Raw genomic sequence first — 17,826 nt, forward strand, 5'->3', positions numbered from 1 at the left:
AGCTCCTCCTCTGTTTATAGAGAGGTGGCTGCGAAGCAGACGGAGGAGTTCATTTTCAATTTTCAACTTTCAATTTTCAATTGTTTCAGTGCGGTTCCTGTCGGCATCGGTCGAACGGGTTCCGAGAGCAGGAAATCACCTTTTTGAATCCATGATTTCAGTATATCGGCGATTTGTCGGGCTTTTGCCAGACTGGCCACGGGGGTGGTTCTGATCTTGTGTCCGTTTACTTCTATTTCACCCGATTGGAGGGCGGCATAGTTTGTTTTTCCTAGAATCTTGTTTCCGTCCCCGTAATCCACGACGGTTGTTTCAATCTGTTCGTTACGAATGGATACCCTGCGCGCGAGGTCTTCATCCAGAATAGGGATGGGGATACCGATCCCGACAAACAGGCTTACCCCGTATTTCTCGTAGTACACGCCTCGCAGGAAGTCGGTACTCATGTTCTTCAAATCGCCGATTACCGCTATCGTGCGGGCGTTACTGGTCGGGATGCCGTATTCGTTGACTTCTTTGGTGGAGTGGAATTGTGTCCCGTTCCATGTGACGTACCCTTCCGTGCCGCAGAGGAAAATGCGGGTTCCCAATCCTATCGTGCGACATTCCGGATCATTCAACAGGGGAGAGAGTTCACCTGCCGTGCTGTACGAGGCGTTGCGCAATTTTGGAAGTAGGGTTCCCATGTAAGTGTATTTGATTTTGTCCGTGGAGTTTGTTGCCACGTTGTAGTTCTGGTACGCGTTTCTCGGGTTGTACAGGATTGCTTCGTTGATCGAGTCTTTCGTGATACGGGTTTTAATATGTTTGCAGGGATAGCAGTCTGTTCCTTTTCCCCAAGCCTCCAAGGCGATTTCTTTTCCTGCCACGAGATCTTCGATAACGTGCGCTCCCCCGTATGCCGGGTTCTCCGGGTTGCAGTCCGTGGCACCCACGTAGGTGTCCACGGCGGCGAGTCCGCCACTGACACGTATCCCATTCAATTCGATTTTTTCCATGCGAATCGGGGGATTGGCATGACCGAAATTCAAGAATGCGCCCGATGAACACATTGCCCCGAAAGTGGCGGTTGTTACCACATCTACTTTTTCGGCGATCTCTTTCGGCGAGAGTGTTTTTGCCAATTCGGAAACTTCTTCGGCGGTCAGAACCACTGCCGTTCCCTTTTTTATCTTGTCGTTTATTTCCGCGTATGTTTTTGCCATGATATTGTCCAATTTCTTGATAAATAAATGTTTGAATAATGATTTTTTCAAGATAATTGCCTTGCAACTATCTGATTATTAGATTGTAGATGTTGTTTGTGTCATAAAAGTCATGACACAACGATCAATCATAAATCTAAAATCAAAAAATCTAAAATGAATAAGTTCCGGGGTAAAAAAGATATTAGCGCATGCAGCGCATACATATGGACATGGCAATAGAGAGGATGAAAAGATTTCTACAATTGGCGGTGCAATAACTGCTGTTCTGGTTTGTTGTTTCTTTTTTCATTTTTCTTCAGCTTAAATTATAACTCCTGGTTCTCAGGTCAGGTTTTGGCACCTTGCAAATCTTTTGCAGGTTGTCGGAGCTTCAATGAGCCTGTTCTCTCGACTCCTCTTTATAATTCAAACAATCCTCGCAGATTGAATTGATCGGGACAAAGAAAAAAAGAATAAATGAAGAATGCAAATATTTTTCATCTTTTTTGCGATCGGGGATTCTAATTTACTGCTATAACTCTTCATTACACGTGAATAACCCCTGTTCAACCCTTGGCCTCTATCAAAAAGATTGCAATTTCATATCATTAACAGAGCATGAACGCTGGTTTACGTTCATGCTTCGAAGATGCTACGTTCATGCTTCGAACTTGGTAGCGGGAAACCATAGCCTAAGTATAGTCCGGGGGATGCCGGGTGTGAGTGAAGGGATGAAAATGCAATGTTTCGTTTATCGCAATTTAACATTTTGTGAATTGCGAGAAATGAAACACAAACTGATATTATTACGATAAATGTGATAATTTTAAATATAAGATTTATAACGACAAATTTTCATGTATTTATATTTTGTGTTAATCAAAAATTAATTACTTTTGTGTATCAGTGAATAAAAATTAATTGATATTATTGTAAAATTAGAGAAGTGTCGCGTGTGAAAGGGAGAACAGGAGCGATTCGTGTGAGTTTTTGCGGATAGTTAATATGGATATTTACACTGTCAATGTGTTGCGAGTATGAAGAAATGTGTGTTTGTTTTTTTGATCATGATTTTAGTGGTTTATGGTTATGCACAGACGGTAACATCGACGAAGACGCTTACCGATTCGCTTCGTGTGCAGTTCGAGAAAGATGCCAAGCAAATCACGTCTGATTTTGAGGCGTATAGTAAACAGGCTCGTGAAGAGTACGCGAAATACGAGGCACAAGCAAAAGCGGATTATTTTCGTTATGTCCGTTCTATCAAAAAGGTATGGGGGGAAGATAGTGTTATTGACAACACCCGGACGGAATGGGTGGAATACAGTGATGATTATCATAGCCGTTCCATTGTCGATTTTGACAAAGGGGAGATTTTCGTGGAGATAACGCTTGACGATATCGGCGTTACGGATTCTACCGAGATAAACGCACGTTTGGCGGAAGCCATAGAACGGATGTTGAACAGCAGGGGTTCGACCTGTCCTTACCAATCTTCTGTTGACGCATCGGAAGCCTTAACGCAAAAACCTATCCTTGACGGGCTTGTTGATTTCTCCAAGTATAAATTCGATACGTCGTCAGCCTCAACGGACAGGAAACTGACATCCGCCCGTCCTGTCCCCCCGGTGCCGACCGTGAAGGGGAAAAATCTGACGGTTGATCGGAAGCAGGATTCGCTGACACGAACTGTCGGCACGGGGAAAACGATGGCACAGCGTGCTTTGGAGAAAGACGATAAAAGAAATGGTAATCCTCTCGCTAGTAAACAGGAAGAGGCTCGTGAGCGTGCCGAACAAAAAAAGCAGGAATGGTCGGGTAAAGGGGAAACGGCATCTATCGCGAAAGCTATCGCGGCGCAAAGTAAAAAAACGGTCAAGGTAACGGGAATGAACAAGGAAGCACGTCAAGTGGTGCAGGTGCAAATGAGCCTTGTTGCCGATAATCTCTCGAAAAACGCAGCTCTTTATAAAGACCTTGTAGCGGAATTTTCGCGCGTCTACCAGATTGAGGCGTCACTTATTTATGCCGTGATGGAGCAGGAATCCTGTTTCAATCCCGAGGCAACGAGTTGGGTTCCGGCTTACGGGTTGATGCAGCTTGTCCCGACGTCGGGAGGTTTTGACGCGTTTCGCTACGTGTACAAGCGCGAGTGGATTCCCACGCGGAGTTATCTTTTCAACCCGCGTAATAATATCGAATTGGGTACCGCTTATTTGCGTGTTCTGTCGAACCAGTTCGCGTCGGTTGCCAATTCCGATTGCCGCAAGTTGTGCGTGATTGCCGGGTATAATACCGGGGCGGGAAACGTGAGCAGGGCTTTCACGGGAGCGACGAATCTGAATAAAGCTATCCCGTTGATAAACGAATGCAATTATGAACAATTATACAGTCATCTCACGACTCGTCTGAGCACGAGTGAAGCCCGGAATTATGTTTCGGGGGTGACGAAACGACAGAAAAAGTATCTCAAATAAAAAATGAAATAACGATGTATTGCCCTGAATGCGGAAATAAAATAGAAGACGGGAACGTGCTTTTTTGTTCGGAATGCGGAACAAAATTGGAGAGGGACGTTCACACGATGAACAAGGATTCCATGGGTTCGTCCTCGTCTAAAGAAGCGGGTATTCATGGATTGCTTTTCACGAATCTGAATTTGCTGGCAGAAAAACTGGATGTTGACGAGCAAAGTTTAACAGCCGTGTTTGACAAATTTATCGTGGAGAAAAGGAAGTGTGGCGTTTCGTACAAACTTGTCGATGCCGGTAATTATTCTTACGGGAAGAGCGGTTTTTTCGGGAAGACCAGAACGGTCAGTTTAAATGCCGACAGTTCGTTGTGGGATTATATGGACATACTGATGGACGTTCATCAACGGGAGAAAGCGGCGGGAAAGGAAGAATCACAATACCTGTTTATTATAGGAGGAAGCGATATTATTCCCATGCCGTGCGTCCGTCATTATATCCCGGATGATAGTAATGATGACAGTATCGATACGGATATACTTTACGCTTATCCCTACGGCAAGGAGATGCTTGCTTTACTTGAAAGTCAGGAGATATTCAAGTACGAACAGCTTTTTTTCGTGGGACGGTTGCCTTTCGGGGAGGATGCGTCGAGTGAAGATTTACTCGATTACCTGAAGCGGGATATCGAAAATTCTCACGGTATTCCGATGACCGCGGCTTACGGGCAATGCGATCCTAACTGGAAGAATGTGTCCGTCCGTGTGGCGGGTGATCTTTTGAGTGGTAATTATTTGCGTAATTTCGACGGTCGTTTGCCGGCTGATTGTTATTATAACCGGCTTATTCTTTCTCCCATGGTTATGGAGGAGAATGTCAGCCAAGTTTTCCACGCGGGAGCTTCTTTGTATTATTATAACCTTCATGGAGGGGAAGGGGTGGAGTCACGCGGTTATTTCGGAGCCATGCTTCATAAAAGCGGGGAGGGAGCTTATCCGGTCATCGAGCCGGAACACATGATGACTTGTCTGGCTCCTAATATCGTTATCAGCGAGGCTTGTTACGGGGGACGTTTTATCGGGCTGGATAGGTATCACAGTATGTTATTGGCCTCGCTTTCCGCGAACACGTTGGCTTTCGTGGGTTCGTCGCGGGTGGCTTGGGGTTCCGTGGATTCTTTGAACGCGACTCCTTCCACGGTTGCTTTGTGCGAGGCGGATATCATCGCCAGTTGCTTCATGAATGCCGTTTTGCAAGGATATACCGTGGCGCAGGCGTTGTTTATCGCGCGTAGTGCTTTGTTACAGGGAACCGAGCTGGGCAGTTTATACTCGGCTTTGACGATCGTGGAATTTAATCTTTTCGGTGACCCGACTCTCTCGATGAATTTTTACAAGGGGGGAAAGTCGGAGGGCGAAAGGCTTGGAAAGAAGGCTCTGGTTCCTGAAGACGCTAAAATCGGGTGTACTGTCGAGAGAATTAAATCGGGGAACAGGAGCGGTTCCATTCTGGAACAGGTGCGTGGTGCCGTTGATGCTAATATTCTCCAAATTCACACGATGATAAATCAATACCTGTACGCGAATTATGGCGTGGCACCGCGTGAGGTTGACGGGATTTTTAAAGTGCGATATAAAGACGGGCGGGAAGAATTACAGTTTAATTATGACATGGAGGCTCAAAAGGGAAAAATACCTGCCCGTTATGTCATAACGACCACTGTCGGCGGGGAAATCAAGCGTGTTTACACGGCAAAATGAAATATTTAAAATAAGATTGTAAAACGAAATATTATGAATTGTCCTAAATGTAATACAGTCCTTCGTGCAGGTGCAAAGTTTTGCACTTCTTGCGGACAGAAAATAGAGGCCTCGATGGAATGTCCTCAATGTAGTGCTCCCTTGAAACCGGGGACCAAGTTTTGTACCCAATGCGGCCATCGAATGGTTTCGGCGGAAAAAGCACCGGCTTCACCGCAACCGGAAGCGTCCGACTTGAATACGGTGAAGGGGCGTATTTATTGGAATATACAACCGGGGCAAGTTGCCCGGGTGATCAGTGAGGCGGAATTTGACTCTTATAATAAGATTCAAGGCATTATCATACCGGAAGGAACAACAGCATATATCCGGGCTAACGGGCGCACTATCGCTTCTATCAGCGGCGGTACTTATGATTTTACGGGTTCATCGGAACAAGCGATTAATAATGCGGGAAGAAATTTGCGGAAAGGATGGGAATTTATTGTCAATTTATTTAAAAGCCGCAAGCGGGAGGAGGGAGATAAGACCGGGGAGGAACTTTACCGGCAACAGCAGAATGTGATTCAGGAAAACGCGAAGCGGGGAGCGGCTTTTTCAATTATCATTTTGTTGGACAAAGCGTTTCCGCTTCTCATCGGTTCCAAACAGCAGCAGATTGACGGGTACAAGGATTTTACCCCGATGAATATTCAGACCCGGTATCTCGATATGGAATTGGGCGTGAATGCCTATTTCAAGATTTCAGACCCGGAACGGTTTATCATTCACTATTTGACGGAGCGGCAGGTGCTGAACACGGCGTTTATCGTGGACGAGATAACCGATACCGTTCGTACGGTACTCCAAGATGCGTTGTATGACGTGGAACTCTCTTCCAATCGTATCCCGAAGGAACTTCACTCGATGTTAAAAGACAAGATTAACGCGGTTGCCGCCGAGGCGTTCTTCGGTGTGTCGGTCGTGCGTATCGTGGAGATTTCGGCGGCGAACGAGGATTTGGATCGTTTCAGGGCGTTGAGTCGTGAATTGTATCTTTCAGAGAAAGAGTTGGATTACCTGCGTCGTTCCAATGAATTCAAGAATAGATTGTCCGATACCGTGAACGCGCAACGGTTGCATGAAGCCTCGTCCGATTTGGATTTGGACAAGCAATTGGAAGTGATCAATCATGACCGGTTGTTGCACGAGGATGAAGTGGAAAAATTCAAATATTTCCTGAAAAACGAGCGTATCGTGCGTGAGGCGCAGAATGATGACGAGCGTAACGCGGCTTTAGCGGAATTGGCCAAGACGGGCTTGATCCGTGAAGATGAAGTGTATGCGCTTCAGGATCAGTTGCAAACGAACAGCTACCAGCGGGGGATGGCATTCCAGATGATGCAACTTCGTGACGGTATCGAGTTCGAGCGTGTTCGTCTGGAAGGTGAAGCTGACAAGGCGGCAGTGATTATCAAGAAGGAACTCGAGTTGACCGGTTTACGTGACGATTATGACGACAGCCGTTTCTATAAAGAAGTTGAAAAACAGCGTACGCTTGCCGAAACTAATTTGGATTTGGAACAGCGTAGCCGTGATATGGACTATCAGGATGTCAAGCGTATGCACGATATGGAACGGGAGGATGACGATACCCAATTCCAACAGTTCATGGCGATGCAAAAGGGGGAGGAAGAAGGAAAAGAAAATCAGCGCCGGCATGAGGCGGAACTGGAACAAACGCGTTTGAAGAGTGCCGAGGAGTTGGAACGTCTGAAGTGGGAGAACTCCAAGGAACTTTCTGACGAGAAGGTGTGGGCGTTAAGCGGTGGCGATGCTGCCGTGGCGTATGCCGAGAACAGGTATAGCGCGGATGCCGAGCGGGAAGCGAGCGAACGTCTGGAAGCCCAACGGCGCGAGTTGGATGCGCGCCTGGAAGCGGAACGCGCGTCCCGTGATGCCGAACACCGGGATAATCAGAGTCAGATGTTCGGGATGATGCGCGACATGATGGCTATGACCGGGGGTATTCAAGCCCAGAAAGCGGAGGATCGGGATAGTCGGACACGGGAAAAGATGGAGGAAAAAGACCGTCAGTTGCGTGAACGCGATGAGCGTATTCTGCGGCAGGAGGGACGGATGGATACGGCTTACGACCGTGCGTTGGATTATAGCACCCGCGGTAACGCACCCGCTCAACCGAGGCAGAACGCGGAGTTGGAGCAGGTAGCACGGCAAGCGGGAGCGAAAACAGTTGCTTTTGTCGTGTGTCCGGAATGCGGGAAGCAGTTGGAGGCCGGAATCAAGTTTTGCGAGGATTGCGGAGCCGAGGTTTAACAAAAGAATTTCTCATTTCAAAGAGTTAAGGATATGACAATAATTCATGGAATCATAGAGTGTCGTTTGCAGCATATCGGGTCGAAGTCGGAAGGCGTGAGAGCGGTTCTGAAAGGAGATGACGGCAGGACGTATAAACTCTATCGGGTTGGCATCTTACCTGCCGGGGATCCTTTTTTTATCCCTTATGACGGGATGCGGGTCGGGATTTCCGGAAACGCGGAGGAAGCGACAGGGAGTTTTTGTGTAACATCTATTCTATTGGATGACGGAACGGAAGTTTTTTCGCAACCGGTAGAACCTCCCGTTGCCGACGAGTCTGTTTAGTCCTATGTGCTGTACGAGTTTAAAGAAAAAAAATGAATTAAAAATACGAGATTATGAACAAAAAGAGATATTGTCCGGAATGTGGTCAGGCTATGGAAACGGATGAACGTTTTTGTCAGGATTGCGGGGCAGAGGTACCGTGTGATCCGGATAAAGACTGTGCCGCGGCGGAGGCGGTTTTGAACGAGGTCAAGCCTTCGGACACGGAGGGATCTATCATCGGCGCGGGGGCGCGGGCAAACGTTACCGGGGGCATCAATAAAACTTCAACTACACATACTAATGTCAATACCTCTCATGTGGATAATTCCGCTACCGTCCATAATAACACGACGATAGTGATGGGAAAGGGGGAGATTGAATATTGTGAGGTATGCGGGAATCCTTTCGGGGAGAAACACGCTCGTTGTCCGAAATGCGGCAAACAGATATGTTTTGACTGTAAGGTGAAGAACAAGAATCGTTGCGTGGAGTGCGAGAAAAAGTCCGTGAACGAATACAGTGTCGCTTTTCAGCAATTGCTCTTGACGACGAACGGGAATATTGGTATTGCCGGACGGCAGATGATGAATCAGAAGGCGAGAGAGTTGGACGTGGAGGACTCGAAAGAGGCTATCGAGGAGGAGATGAATGAATTGTACAAACCGGTGGATAAGGCTGTACAACCCTTGGTTGGGGGTGCTGCAACATTCACGGGACAATCCGTTCAGCAAGCGGAAATAGCCGGAAAAGGCGTGGGAGCTTTAACCGGGGACAAACCTCTTCAGCCTCGTTCGACAAGCAAAGGGAAAAACAAGTGGCTTCCTGCGGTTGTTATCGTGTTTGTCGTGATTGGCGTTTTTTTCGTTTTTGGCAAGAAAGATAATTCTTCCAAAGAAACGGCTTCTGTTCCCCCGACGGAACAAAAACAGACGGTTTCTAAACAAGCGGCTCCGGCTGCGGAACAGAAAGCCGCACCACAGGTCACAACTCCGGCGAAAACGGAAAAAACGGCGGTAAAGGCTGAACAACCCGTGGTGGCGAAGAAAGATGCTGATTATGATGCGGGAATGGCGGCTTATGATAAGAAGGAGGGGATTGAAGCCATTCGCCTTTTCAAGAAATCCGGCAGTGCGACGTCTTATTATATGCTGGGTAGGATTTATGAAAGCGGCTGCGGTAAAGTGGCTGCCAACGCAATGATGGCACGGCAGAATTTTAAGAAAGCTGCCGATATGGGAAATGAAGACGCGAAAGCGAAATTGAAATGAAAATAAAAAAACATATTAATAGAATTTACTAATGACTAAAATTGGCGCTATGTTAAAAATTGTTTTGAGTGTTGCCTTGTTCTGTGTTGTAGCAATTGCAGTTCAAGCTCAGGAAGTTAAGAAACCGCGTTTGTACGTGGAGTATTTCACGGAAGCGAATGGAGTATCGAAAGCGGACGGCGATAAAGTTCGTCAGGCGGTGATTGATGCCCTCAGCAAGACAAAGCGTTTCGAGTTGGTAGACCGGGATGTTGAAAGCTCTCTTAAAAAGGAAGAGGAACGCCGTTCCGACGAGAAAGCGATGGGAGATGAAAAAGCCCGTACACAAACCATGTCTGCCGCCGCCCATGATTATATCTTGAGCGGGAATGTATTGGGTTGTTCCGTGAAATCCGAACAAAAAGACGGCAAGACGATGTACACCTGTGTTTTGAATTATTCTGTCACGTTGACGGAAGTTACCACGTCAACGACTGTTGCAACCAAAGCGTTCGATCATTCACCTTCGGGGATAGGCGGTACCGTGGGTAAACTTTTGGATATGTCGGATTCGAAAGAAAAGGCAATTGCCGGTGCCGTTAATATGATTTCCAGTGATATTCAGGATTTCCTGATCAAGGAATTTCCGTTGGAAGGTACAGTTATCCCTTTGGACTATGAGGTGAAGAAGGACAAAATGGTAAAGTGTTACATTGATTTGGGGGCTGAACACGGGGTTAAGAAAGGAGATTATTTTTCCGTTTTGTCGCCCAGCGTAAGAGCCGGTCGCACGACTTACAGCGAAGTGGGGCGGTTAAGAGTGGAAGAAGTGGTAGACGGAACCATGTCGCAGTGTAAGGTGGTGCAAGGGGACAAGCGAGTGTTTGCCGCGATGGAAAGTTTTCAAGCACTGGATGAAGCGGCACAGAAGAAACAAGCTCTAAAGATTAAATCGACGGTGGCGCCTTTATTATCATTTTAATAGTCAGCTATGAAAAAAATAATTAGCCTATTTTGTGTACTATTATTCGGGGGTGTAATTTCAGTAAAGGCTCAGGATTATCTTCAGATTGTTTCTTTGGAATCGGATAACGGGACACAAGCTGTTTTTTCTTCTGCGGGGGCGGCTGAGAATAAAAAAGGGATTGAAACAGACGCTATAAAATCACTTATCTATACCTTGTTTTTTCAAGGTGTAGAAGGTGTTAATGACGGGAAACCTTTGGTTAGCAAGCCTAACGAGGCCTATACCAATTCGTTTTTTAATAATCAGGCGCGCTACGCTTCTTATGTGGTGCGTACCGAAGAGGCTGTCAAGGCCGCGAAGATTGGCGGACGTTACCAAGGGACGACGCGTGTCACGTTGCGCCTTCGCCAATTGATAAACGACGTGAGGAAGAACACGGGTTATGACCAGATGGTGGCGGAAACTCCTAAACCCCGCCTGCCTAAACCCACAATCATTGTTGTTCCTTACAAGAAGGAAGGCGAAAGTTTTCAAAGCATACTGGAGAATGACTATGATCTTCGTGTTGCCGTGGCTGCCGTGCAGAAAGGGTTTGAAGATTGTGATATTAAAACGAGGGATTTGCAGGGGACTATCGACGCGATGAAACGGCGTATGCAATACGAGGACAATGCCGGTGCGGCGGATTCCAATGATAAGCAGCTTTTGCTGTCGTCGGGTGCGGATGTGTATGTCACCGTGGATATGAAAAAGGATGTCACGGAACAGGATGCCCGCGTATCATTGATAATGAAGGCTTACGAAACGGCAAGCGGAACTATCTGGGCATCGGAAGATGGGTGGACGAATCGTTTCCGTACCAGAGCCACGGATGTTTTGTGTTCTCATGCCGTTAAGGACAATCTTCCGAAGTTCTTGGAACAGATTGTTAAGAATTATTCTCAGCCGGCACGTGTCGTTTTGCAAATATCCATTAGCGGAAGTTCTATAAGTTCCTTGAACGATGCTTCCTGCTCTAATGGAGAGCGGATTTTGGATTTTATCCAGAATTGGTTGGATCGTAACGCTTTTGAAGGGGATTATCATATGCAGGGTATTATGGGAGAGTCGGCTATATTTGATTATGTCATGATTCCTATGCAAGACGAGAACGGTTACAAAATGACCGCGGACAAATTCGCCGGTCAACTGGGACGGCAACTCAAAGAACAGGGTGTTTCCGCCTCTTATCGTATCGAGGGCGGCACGATTTTGCTGATGCTGGATTTGTAGAGAGTAATAACAGTTAAAAGAAAAGGATTATGCGAAAGATTATTTTAAGCTTGTTGCTTTCCGTGTACGGTGTTTTTCAAGCCGGAGCGCAGGAACCCGAATGGGTAAACAAGCGTCCGACTTCGCCGGATATGTATATCGGCATAGGCATGGCATCGCTGACAGAAACCGACTACATGAAAAAGGCCACTCAAAATGCTCTGTTGGACATTGTTTCACAGATAGCGATAAAACTTGAAAATAATTCTTTTTTACATCGGGTGGATGTAGACGGGAAGTCGCGCGAGATGTTCGAGGACAAGATTCACGGTTCGCTGGTGGCTTGGATAGAAGGGCAGGAGTTGAAGGATACCTACCAATCCGGACAAAAATACTACGTGTATTATGTTCTGGATAAAAACGTGTATGCCCGGAAGGCGGAGGAACGCAGGCAGCAGGCGATAAAAACGGGTATGGATTACCTGCAAAAGGGACGTGCCGCGGAAGAAGCCATGAATCTCACGCAAGCCGTCCAGCTTTACGGTAAAGGACTTGAAGCCGCGGAACCGTGGGTGTTTATGGATTTGACGACGGACGAGGGGGGAAGGTCTGTAAATGTTCCCGTTGAACTTTACAATGCCTACATGAATGTATTCAGCGGTATGGCTATTACCACGAATGTCGTTCAAGTGGAAGGGGAGGCTTTCAAGGCGGTTGCTGAGCCTATTGCCGGGTGTCTTTCAAAGAATGGCGTTGTTGTTCCCAATGTGAAGTTGAAAGCGTCGTTCGTGTCCGGTAGCGGTGCCGTGTCGCCTGCCATACAGACGGATCACACGGGGACGGCTGAATTTTACGTGACGAATATCACGTCTAAAGAAGATGTGCAGGAGTTACGCGTTTCTATTGACGAGTCGTTCACGGACGCTCTTCCTGAAGCGTATCGTCGGCTGTTACAAAATCAAACGTGGTCGGCTGCCAAGGTTTCTATTCTGTTGAAAAGTGCCCCGATCACGGCTTACTTGTATGTCAACGATAATGACTTGGAAGGATGTGAACGCCATATCAGCAGTTTATTGACCAACAATTATTTCACGCTGTCGGAAGACCCGGATGCTCCACAATATTTTGTCGATTTGTCAACAAAAATGGAGATGGGGGAAACGGTTACCGGTGGTATTTATGATTTGAACGCGTGTTATTGTACACTCGTTCTCAAGATTTATAATAACAAGAATCAGCAGATGTTACTAAACTATTCGGTGAATCGCGTGAAAGTTCTGGTACCTATCAGTAAGTCTGCGGAAGAAACTATTTCAATGTGTGTGCGGGAAGTTATGAAACGTGTCAACCGTGAATTACCGGACCGGATTAAAAAATTAAAAATCAATTAAAATGTAAGATTATGAAACATTATGCCTTGTGGGTAATATTTTTAGTTCTGTTTTTCTCGTTAGTCGGTTGCGGCTCATCGAAGAAAGTACAGGAAACATCTCCCGTATCCACTTTTATCATGCCCGGTTCCGAATATGTCAGCGGCAACGGTGTGCTTCGCGGATGGGGTTCCGGGAAGTCCGACAGCGAGGCTTCTGCCCGGAAGAAAGCACAGATGATGGCTTCCGCTGAATTGGCCGCCATGTTGTCTAAAACCGTGGAGGCTACCGTTGAAGAATACACCACGGTGCTGTCCGAGGGGTTGTCGTCCGCGTCCAAATCTTTGCTTCAGGACAAGACGAAAGTAACGGTGAAAAAGACTTTGGTGGGGGCTACTATTGTATTCGACCGTTGGACACAGGATGAGCAAACCGGACAATACACGAATTATATTGTTCTGGAACTGAAAGGAGCTGAATATTTGGATGCTCTTTACAAGGAATTAGGCAAAAATAACGAGGATTCTATTGATAAAGAATTGTTGCAACGCCTTTTCTTGAAGTCTATTGACGCAAACGCGAAAAAGTAAAATATTTCCCCTGCCCGGAGAAAAGAAGGGCAGGGGGACTATAATTGGTTTACGAGTCTACCGTGGAGATTACTTCGTTGATACGCAAACAGAATAACTATAGTATTAGCAACTGAAGCGTAAGTTCGAGAACAAGCAAAGTGCCTCTCGATCGGAAATCTGGTCGTTGGAATTGGATTACAAGATAGCCAGCTCGGTGAATAACGGGATTATCAAGTTTGTCGTGTTCCTGACGGAGCATAACAACACCCGTTTACGTTCCGGGCTGAAAGTGGATGTACATGTTACCCACGCCATGAAAGACGACGTGTTACGGATCCCGACGGGAGCTTATTACATGGGTAAAGGCGATTACGATATGTGGGTAGTGAACGGCGACCGTGCCGAGAAGCGAAAAGTAGTGTTGGGAGAGAGCGGTTTTGAGCACGTGGAGGTTGTGCGGGGACTGACTTCGGGAGAGAAGGTGATATTGTCGGATATGGGAAGATACCGGGATAAGGAGGGGTTGTATATAAAATGAAGGAGTGTTTTTACACTCCTTCATTTTATATACAGTTTATTAAATAATCTTGAATCCAAGAGTCAAGTTCCATGATTTCGGGGCTTTGATGCCGTCACCGAATTTCTTTAAACCGAATTCGTAGTCGATATCGAAAGTAACTTTCCATACATCTACACCGGCGCCGACTTTACCGTTCCACATCATCTTGTCGGTGTCAAACATATCTTTTTTAAGTTTTTTTGTTGTGAAAGAGGCTACCGGGCCAACGAATCCGCGAAGTTTGAAGATCGGGAGTTCCAGTATATGGTAACCGACCATAACCGGAATGTCAATAGAGCTGTATTTGAATTTCCCGATATTTCCGGCGGTAACTTTACTTTCCTTGTGAGCGAAGTTTAAAGCCGGTTCCAGATAAATACTTCCGAAATTGATTCTGGCAAAGGCACCGATCATGTATCCGCCGTGAGAATCTACTTTCAAGTGTTTTGCCTTGATTTTCGTGTCGTTCCAACCGCCGTGGATACCCAGACTGATAGGGAGGGATTGAGCCATGGTAGTTAAACCGATAAGGCTGAAGAACGCTAAAATTACAATCTTTTTCATACTGTTCTTTTTTGTGTGATTAAATAAATTGTTGCTATTTATATTCTATCCGTTTAAATTCCGAGAGGATGATGCCAGTGGCAACGCCCACGTTCAGGGATTCCGTCGAATAGGGGCTGTGTGCAAAGCTGGGGATTGTTATTTTTCGGGTAACAAACCTTTCTATTTCGGGACTGATACCGTTCCCCTCGTTTCCCATGACGATAAATCCTTTCGTTCGAAGTTCAGTCCGGTAGATGTTTTCTCCTTCCAGAAACGCCCCGTAACAGGGGAAATCCTGATCCACGAATCGCGGGATAAATTCAACAAGATCCAAGTAGAACACGTTCACCCTGAAAATTGCACCCATACTCGCTTGAACGGATTTCGGGTTAAAAATGTTCGCGCAATCGTGGTCACAAAACACGTGCCTAACTCCAAACCAATCACTCAAGCGAAGAATCGTGCCGAGATTACCGGGATCTTGAATACCGTTGAGCACGATGCTAAGCTCATTTTTTATTTCTTCCGGCGAGTGTTCTTTGACCGGAATCTGTGCCAAAGCTATTACTTCGGGGAGGGACTTGAAGTTGGAAACTCGTCCCATTTCAATTTCGTTGACTTCTATCGTGTTGTATGACTGTGCTTTTTGCCTGTTGCGTTCAATCCACGAGGGGCGGGCGATCAAGGTGTCAACCTTCATGTCGGAAAGGAATAATTCCTGAACGAGTTTTTCACCCTCTATTTTGAACAAATTATATTTTTCCCTGAATTTCTTTTTTTCAAGGTTTTGGATTATATTTGTTAAGTGTTTACTAAGCATACTTTTCAAGTTTGCTGATTAGAATTAAAACACAAACATAGTATTTTTTTGAGATTTTTGAGCATGCGTGGAGCGTACAAGATAAGTTTTATTCTTTTTATATTCTACTTCCTGTATTCGTGTTCCCCGACGAAGTATGTCGGGAAGGATGAGTATTTGTTGGATCACGTGAAGGTGAAAGTGGATGATTACAAGCTGAATAGGAGTGATGTGAGGCGGAGTATACGACAAAAACCGAACACCCGGATTCTGGGTACCGTGCGGTTCCATTTGGGGCTTTATAATTTAAGCGGACGGAACGAAAAAAAGAAATTTAATCAATGGTTGCGTCGTATCGGGGAGGCTCCCGTGATTTACGATCCCTTTTTAACGAAACGGAGTGTCGAGCAAATAGAATTATTCCTTCACAATAAAGGATTCTATCAAGCGGAAGTGCATGATACGGTGTATTACAAGAAGAAAAGGGCGAACGTGGAGTATAAGGTGAAAGTCGGTCCCGTGACCTCGATCGAGAGTATAAAATTTGATGCCCCCGAAGGACGGCCGGAAAATCGGATAGCGGAAGAAAGCGGCTTAATGGCGAATTACCGGAGAGACACGGTGAACACGCTGTTGGAGAAAAATGCACCTTTGGATTTGGACGTGCTGGATGACGAGCGGGAAAGGATCACGAAAGCGCTTCGGGAAAAGGGGTACTTCAACTTCTCGAAGAATTTTATTCGTTTTATGGCAGACACGTCGACCGTGAAAAAAGAGAATATGGCCAAAGTCTTCGTGCGTATTGTCGAGAATGCCGTGGACAGTAATGCCTACAAGCGTTATTTCGTGCGGAATATCAGCGTCAACTTTGACTATGATCCTCTCGTGAGCGCGGAACAGGTTGCCGCGACCTATAATTCATTGGTGTATAACGGGTACACGATATTGTACAAGGATAAGTTGAAGATCAAGCCGAAGATGATTATCGAGACGATACAGTTGCAGCGAATGGAATTGTACGACGCGCAACGGGTGATTGATACTTACGTGCGTTTACAGGCGTTGAATCTTTTCAAGCTGGTGAATATCGACTTCAAAGAGGTGGAATCCGACGGGGAGGTGAAAGCGTTGGATTGCACGATACAGTTGTCCCCCGTGAAAAGACAGTCATATAACGTGTTCTTGGAAGGAACTCATAATTCGGGTAACTTGGGAGTCGGGGGAAACTTCACGTATAACCACCGTAACGTGTTTCGGGCGGGCGAGAATATCTCTGCCAGCGTGTGGGGAAGCCTGCGTAAGGAGCAAGTGAACGGGGAGGGAAAATTATTTAATACCACGGAGATCGGGGCGGAATTGAAACTCGTGACGCCGCAGTTCTGGATGCCTTTCTTGCGGATGAAAGATTTCCGTCGGAATTATGCCCCGAAGACGTCGATATCTTTCTCTTACAGTTATGAATACACGCCTTATTATACCCGTTCGATTGCCAACGCCCGGTTCGGTTACTTGTGGCGGAAAGCGGATAAGAAATGGCGGTATAATTTTGATTTGATCGATTTGAATTACGTGTTGATGAAGGATGTCGACAAGAGTTTTATTGACGGGCTGAAAAATGAGTATATCAAGAATGCCTACACGGACCACATGATTCTTTCGGCCGTGTTCTCTGCGACCTTTACCGATCAGCTTCTGAACGCGAAAGCAATGAATTATAATTATTTCCGGGTGAACGTGGAAACTTCCGGTAACGTGTTGAACGCGATAGATCGCCTTTCCGGCGGCAAGAAGACAGGTGAGAGTCTGGACGAGAAATATTATAAGTTGTTGGGTGTACGGTACGCGCAATTTGTCAAATCGGATGCCGAATACCGTTACAATTGGTATATCAACCGGGCGAACTCCCTCGTCGGGCGTTTCTTTGTCGGTTGCGGTTACCCGTACGGGAACATGAAAGTGTTGCCTTTCGAGGAGGCCTTTTACGGGGGAGGGGCTAACGATATGCGGGCTTGGCAGGCTCGGACACTGGGACCGGGGTCATATCTGGCAACGGAAAAGTACCCGAATAGCGTGGGGGATTTCAAGTTGGCAGCCAATATCGAGTATCGTTTCAAATTACTTTGGCTACTGGAGGGTGCTTTGTTCCTCGATGCCGGAAACGTGTGGAATATCAACCCGAAAGAAACCCGTCACGGTGCAAAATTGAATTACAATTTCTTCAACCAGATAGCGATAGGTACGGGAGCCGGATTACGATTGAACGCTAATTTCTTCCTTCTGCGTTTCGACTTGGGTATAAAACTGAAAGATCCCGCGCTCCCCGCCGGACAGCGTTTCGTGTTGTTTAACTCGGGCGGAGGTTTCCGTCGTTCGGTATTTAATGTGGCAATCGGGTATCCGTTCTAGCAGGGTAAAAGCGTTTTAACGTATTTGCCCTGTGGCGTTTGGTAAATTTGTAAATTATACCGATAT

General features: G+C 46.3%; 14 protein-coding genes and 1 riboswitch. Of the genes, 11 read left to right on the forward strand and 3 right to left on the reverse strand.

Annotated elements, in window-relative coordinates; genetic code table 11:
- Nucleotides 1–62 precede the first annotated feature (62 nt).
- Nucleotides 63–1,205 carry a homocysteine biosynthesis protein gene (locus CS948_RS13200; protein WP_099294503.1) on the reverse strand — a complete coding sequence of 381 codons (1,143 nt, stop codon included), beginning with the start codon at nt 1,203–1,205 and terminating at the stop codon, nt 63–65.
- Nucleotides 1,206–1,510: 305 nt separating this feature from the next.
- Nucleotides 1,511–1,615, reverse strand: a riboswitch (SAM riboswitch).
- A gap of 609 nt (nt 1,616–2,224) precedes the next feature.
- On the opposite strand from CS948_RS13200, the gene CS948_RS13205 reads away from it, so the two are divergent.
- From CS948_RS13205 to CS948_RS13250, 10 genes are all read left to right on the forward strand, one after another.
- A complete protein-coding gene (locus CS948_RS13205) occupies nt 2,225–3,664 on the forward strand; it encodes a murein transglycosylase domain-containing protein (RefSeq protein ID WP_099292187.1) in 1,440 nt (479 codons plus the stop codon).
- A 14-nt stretch (nt 3,665–3,678) separates the two neighbouring features.
- Nucleotides 3,679–5,418 (forward strand): C25 family cysteine peptidase, encoded by a 1,740-nt coding sequence (locus CS948_RS13210; RefSeq protein ID WP_099294505.1) that lies wholly within the window; start codon nt 3,679–3,681, stop codon nt 5,416–5,418.
- 33 nt (nt 5,419–5,451) lie between these two features.
- Nucleotides 5,452–7,734: a zinc-ribbon domain-containing protein gene (locus tag CS948_RS13215; protein ID WP_099292188.1), complete on the forward strand. Its 2,283-nt coding sequence runs from the start codon at nt 5,452–5,454 to the stop codon at nt 7,732–7,734.
- A gap of 33 nt (nt 7,735–7,767) precedes the next feature.
- On the forward strand, nt 7,768–8,061 hold the full coding sequence (locus tag CS948_RS13220) for a hypothetical protein (RefSeq protein WP_099292189.1): 294 nt from the start codon (nt 7,768–7,770) through the stop codon (nt 8,059–8,061).
- 53 nt (nt 8,062–8,114) lie between these two features.
- Nucleotides 8,115–9,311, forward strand: coding sequence for a hypothetical protein (locus CS948_RS13225; protein WP_099292190.1), 1,197 nt, complete (start codon nt 8,115–8,117; stop codon nt 9,309–9,311).
- Nucleotides 9,312–9,360: 49 nt separating this feature from the next.
- Entirely contained in the window at nt 9,361–10,272 is a 912-nt protein-coding gene (locus CS948_RS13230; protein WP_176555053.1) for a hypothetical protein, read from the forward strand.
- Between the two features lie 9 nt (nt 10,273–10,281).
- Nucleotides 10,282–11,529 carry a DUF6175 family protein gene (locus CS948_RS13235; protein ID WP_099292192.1) on the forward strand — a complete coding sequence of 416 codons (1,248 nt, stop codon included), beginning with the start codon at nt 10,282–10,284 and terminating at the stop codon, nt 11,527–11,529.
- 29 nt (nt 11,530–11,558) lie between these two features.
- Entirely contained in the window at nt 11,559–12,899 is a 1,341-nt protein-coding gene (locus CS948_RS13240; RefSeq protein WP_099292193.1) for an LPP20 family lipoprotein, read from the forward strand.
- Nucleotides 12,900–12,910: 11 nt separating this feature from the next.
- Entirely contained in the window at nt 12,911–13,468 is a 558-nt protein-coding gene (locus tag CS948_RS13245; RefSeq protein ID WP_099292194.1) for a hypothetical protein, read from the forward strand.
- A gap of 172 nt (nt 13,469–13,640) precedes the next feature.
- Nucleotides 13,641–13,988: an efflux RND transporter periplasmic adaptor subunit gene (locus CS948_RS13250; protein WP_141560950.1), complete on the forward strand. Its 348-nt coding sequence runs from the start codon at nt 13,641–13,643 to the stop codon at nt 13,986–13,988.
- 39 nt (nt 13,989–14,027) lie between these two features.
- On the opposite strand, the gene CS948_RS13255 is transcribed toward CS948_RS13250, so the two are convergent.
- Together CS948_RS13255 and CS948_RS13260 are read right to left on the reverse strand one after the other, a co-directional pair.
- Nucleotides 14,028–14,573 (reverse strand): porin family protein, encoded by a 546-nt coding sequence (locus tag CS948_RS13255; RefSeq protein WP_099292196.1) that lies wholly within the window; start codon nt 14,571–14,573, stop codon nt 14,028–14,030.
- Nucleotides 14,574–14,607: 34 nt separating this feature from the next.
- A complete protein-coding gene (locus tag CS948_RS13260) occupies nt 14,608–15,375 on the reverse strand; it encodes an RNA methyltransferase (protein ID WP_099292197.1) in 768 nt (255 codons plus the stop codon).
- 48 nt (nt 15,376–15,423) lie between these two features.
- Here CS948_RS13260 and CS948_RS13265 point away from each other — a divergent pair, with 48 nt between their 5' ends.
- The gene (locus CS948_RS13265) at nt 15,424–17,760 is read left to right on the forward strand and encodes a BamA/TamA family outer membrane protein (protein ID WP_255302013.1); all 2,337 of its coding nucleotides are present in this window, start codon (nt 15,424–15,426) and stop codon (nt 17,758–17,760) included.
- Nucleotides 17,761–17,826: the final 66 nt, after the last annotated feature.

This window comes from Butyricimonas sp. Marseille-P3923 (assembly GCF_900184685.1).
Taxonomy (GTDB): domain Bacteria; phylum Bacteroidota; class Bacteroidia; order Bacteroidales; family Marinifilaceae; genus Butyricimonas; species Butyricimonas muris.

Excerpts from the sequence above, each read along its gene's own strand:
- CS948_RS13225 (WP_099292190.1), top strand. The coding sequence starts at position 8,115 with ATGAACAAAAAGAGATATTGTCCGGAATGTGGTCAGGCTATGGAAACG.
- CS948_RS13210 (WP_099294505.1), top strand. The coding sequence starts at position 3,679 with ATGTATTGCCCTGAATGCGGAAATAAAATAGAAGACGGGAACGTGCTT.
- CS948_RS13230 (WP_176555053.1), top strand. The coding sequence starts at position 9,361 with ATGTTAAAAATTGTTTTGAGTGTTGCCTTGTTCTGTGTTGTAGCAATT.
- CS948_RS13215 (WP_099292188.1), top strand. The coding sequence starts at position 5,452 with ATGAATTGTCCTAAATGTAATACAGTCCTTCGTGCAGGTGCAAAGTTT.
- CS948_RS13260 (WP_099292197.1), bottom strand. The coding sequence starts at position 15,375 with ATGCTTAGTAAACACTTAACAAATATAATCCAAAACCTTGAAAAAAAG.
- CS948_RS13255 (WP_099292196.1), bottom strand. The coding sequence starts at position 14,573 with ATGAAAAAGATTGTAATTTTAGCGTTCTTCAGCCTTATCGGTTTAACT.
- CS948_RS13245 (WP_099292194.1), top strand. The coding sequence starts at position 12,911 with ATGAAACATTATGCCTTGTGGGTAATATTTTTAGTTCTGTTTTTCTCG.
- CS948_RS13205 (WP_099292187.1), top strand. The coding sequence starts at position 2,225 with ATGAAGAAATGTGTGTTTGTTTTTTTGATCATGATTTTAGTGGTTTAT.
- CS948_RS13240 (WP_099292193.1), top strand. The coding sequence starts at position 11,559 with ATGCGAAAGATTATTTTAAGCTTGTTGCTTTCCGTGTACGGTGTTTTT.
- CS948_RS13235 (WP_099292192.1), top strand. The coding sequence starts at position 10,282 with ATGAAAAAAATAATTAGCCTATTTTGTGTACTATTATTCGGGGGTGTA.
- CS948_RS13200 (WP_099294503.1), bottom strand. The coding sequence starts at position 1,205 with ATGGCAAAAACATACGCGGAAATAAACGACAAGATAAAAAAGGGAACG.
- CS948_RS13220 (WP_099292189.1), top strand. The coding sequence starts at position 7,768 with ATGACAATAATTCATGGAATCATAGAGTGTCGTTTGCAGCATATCGGG.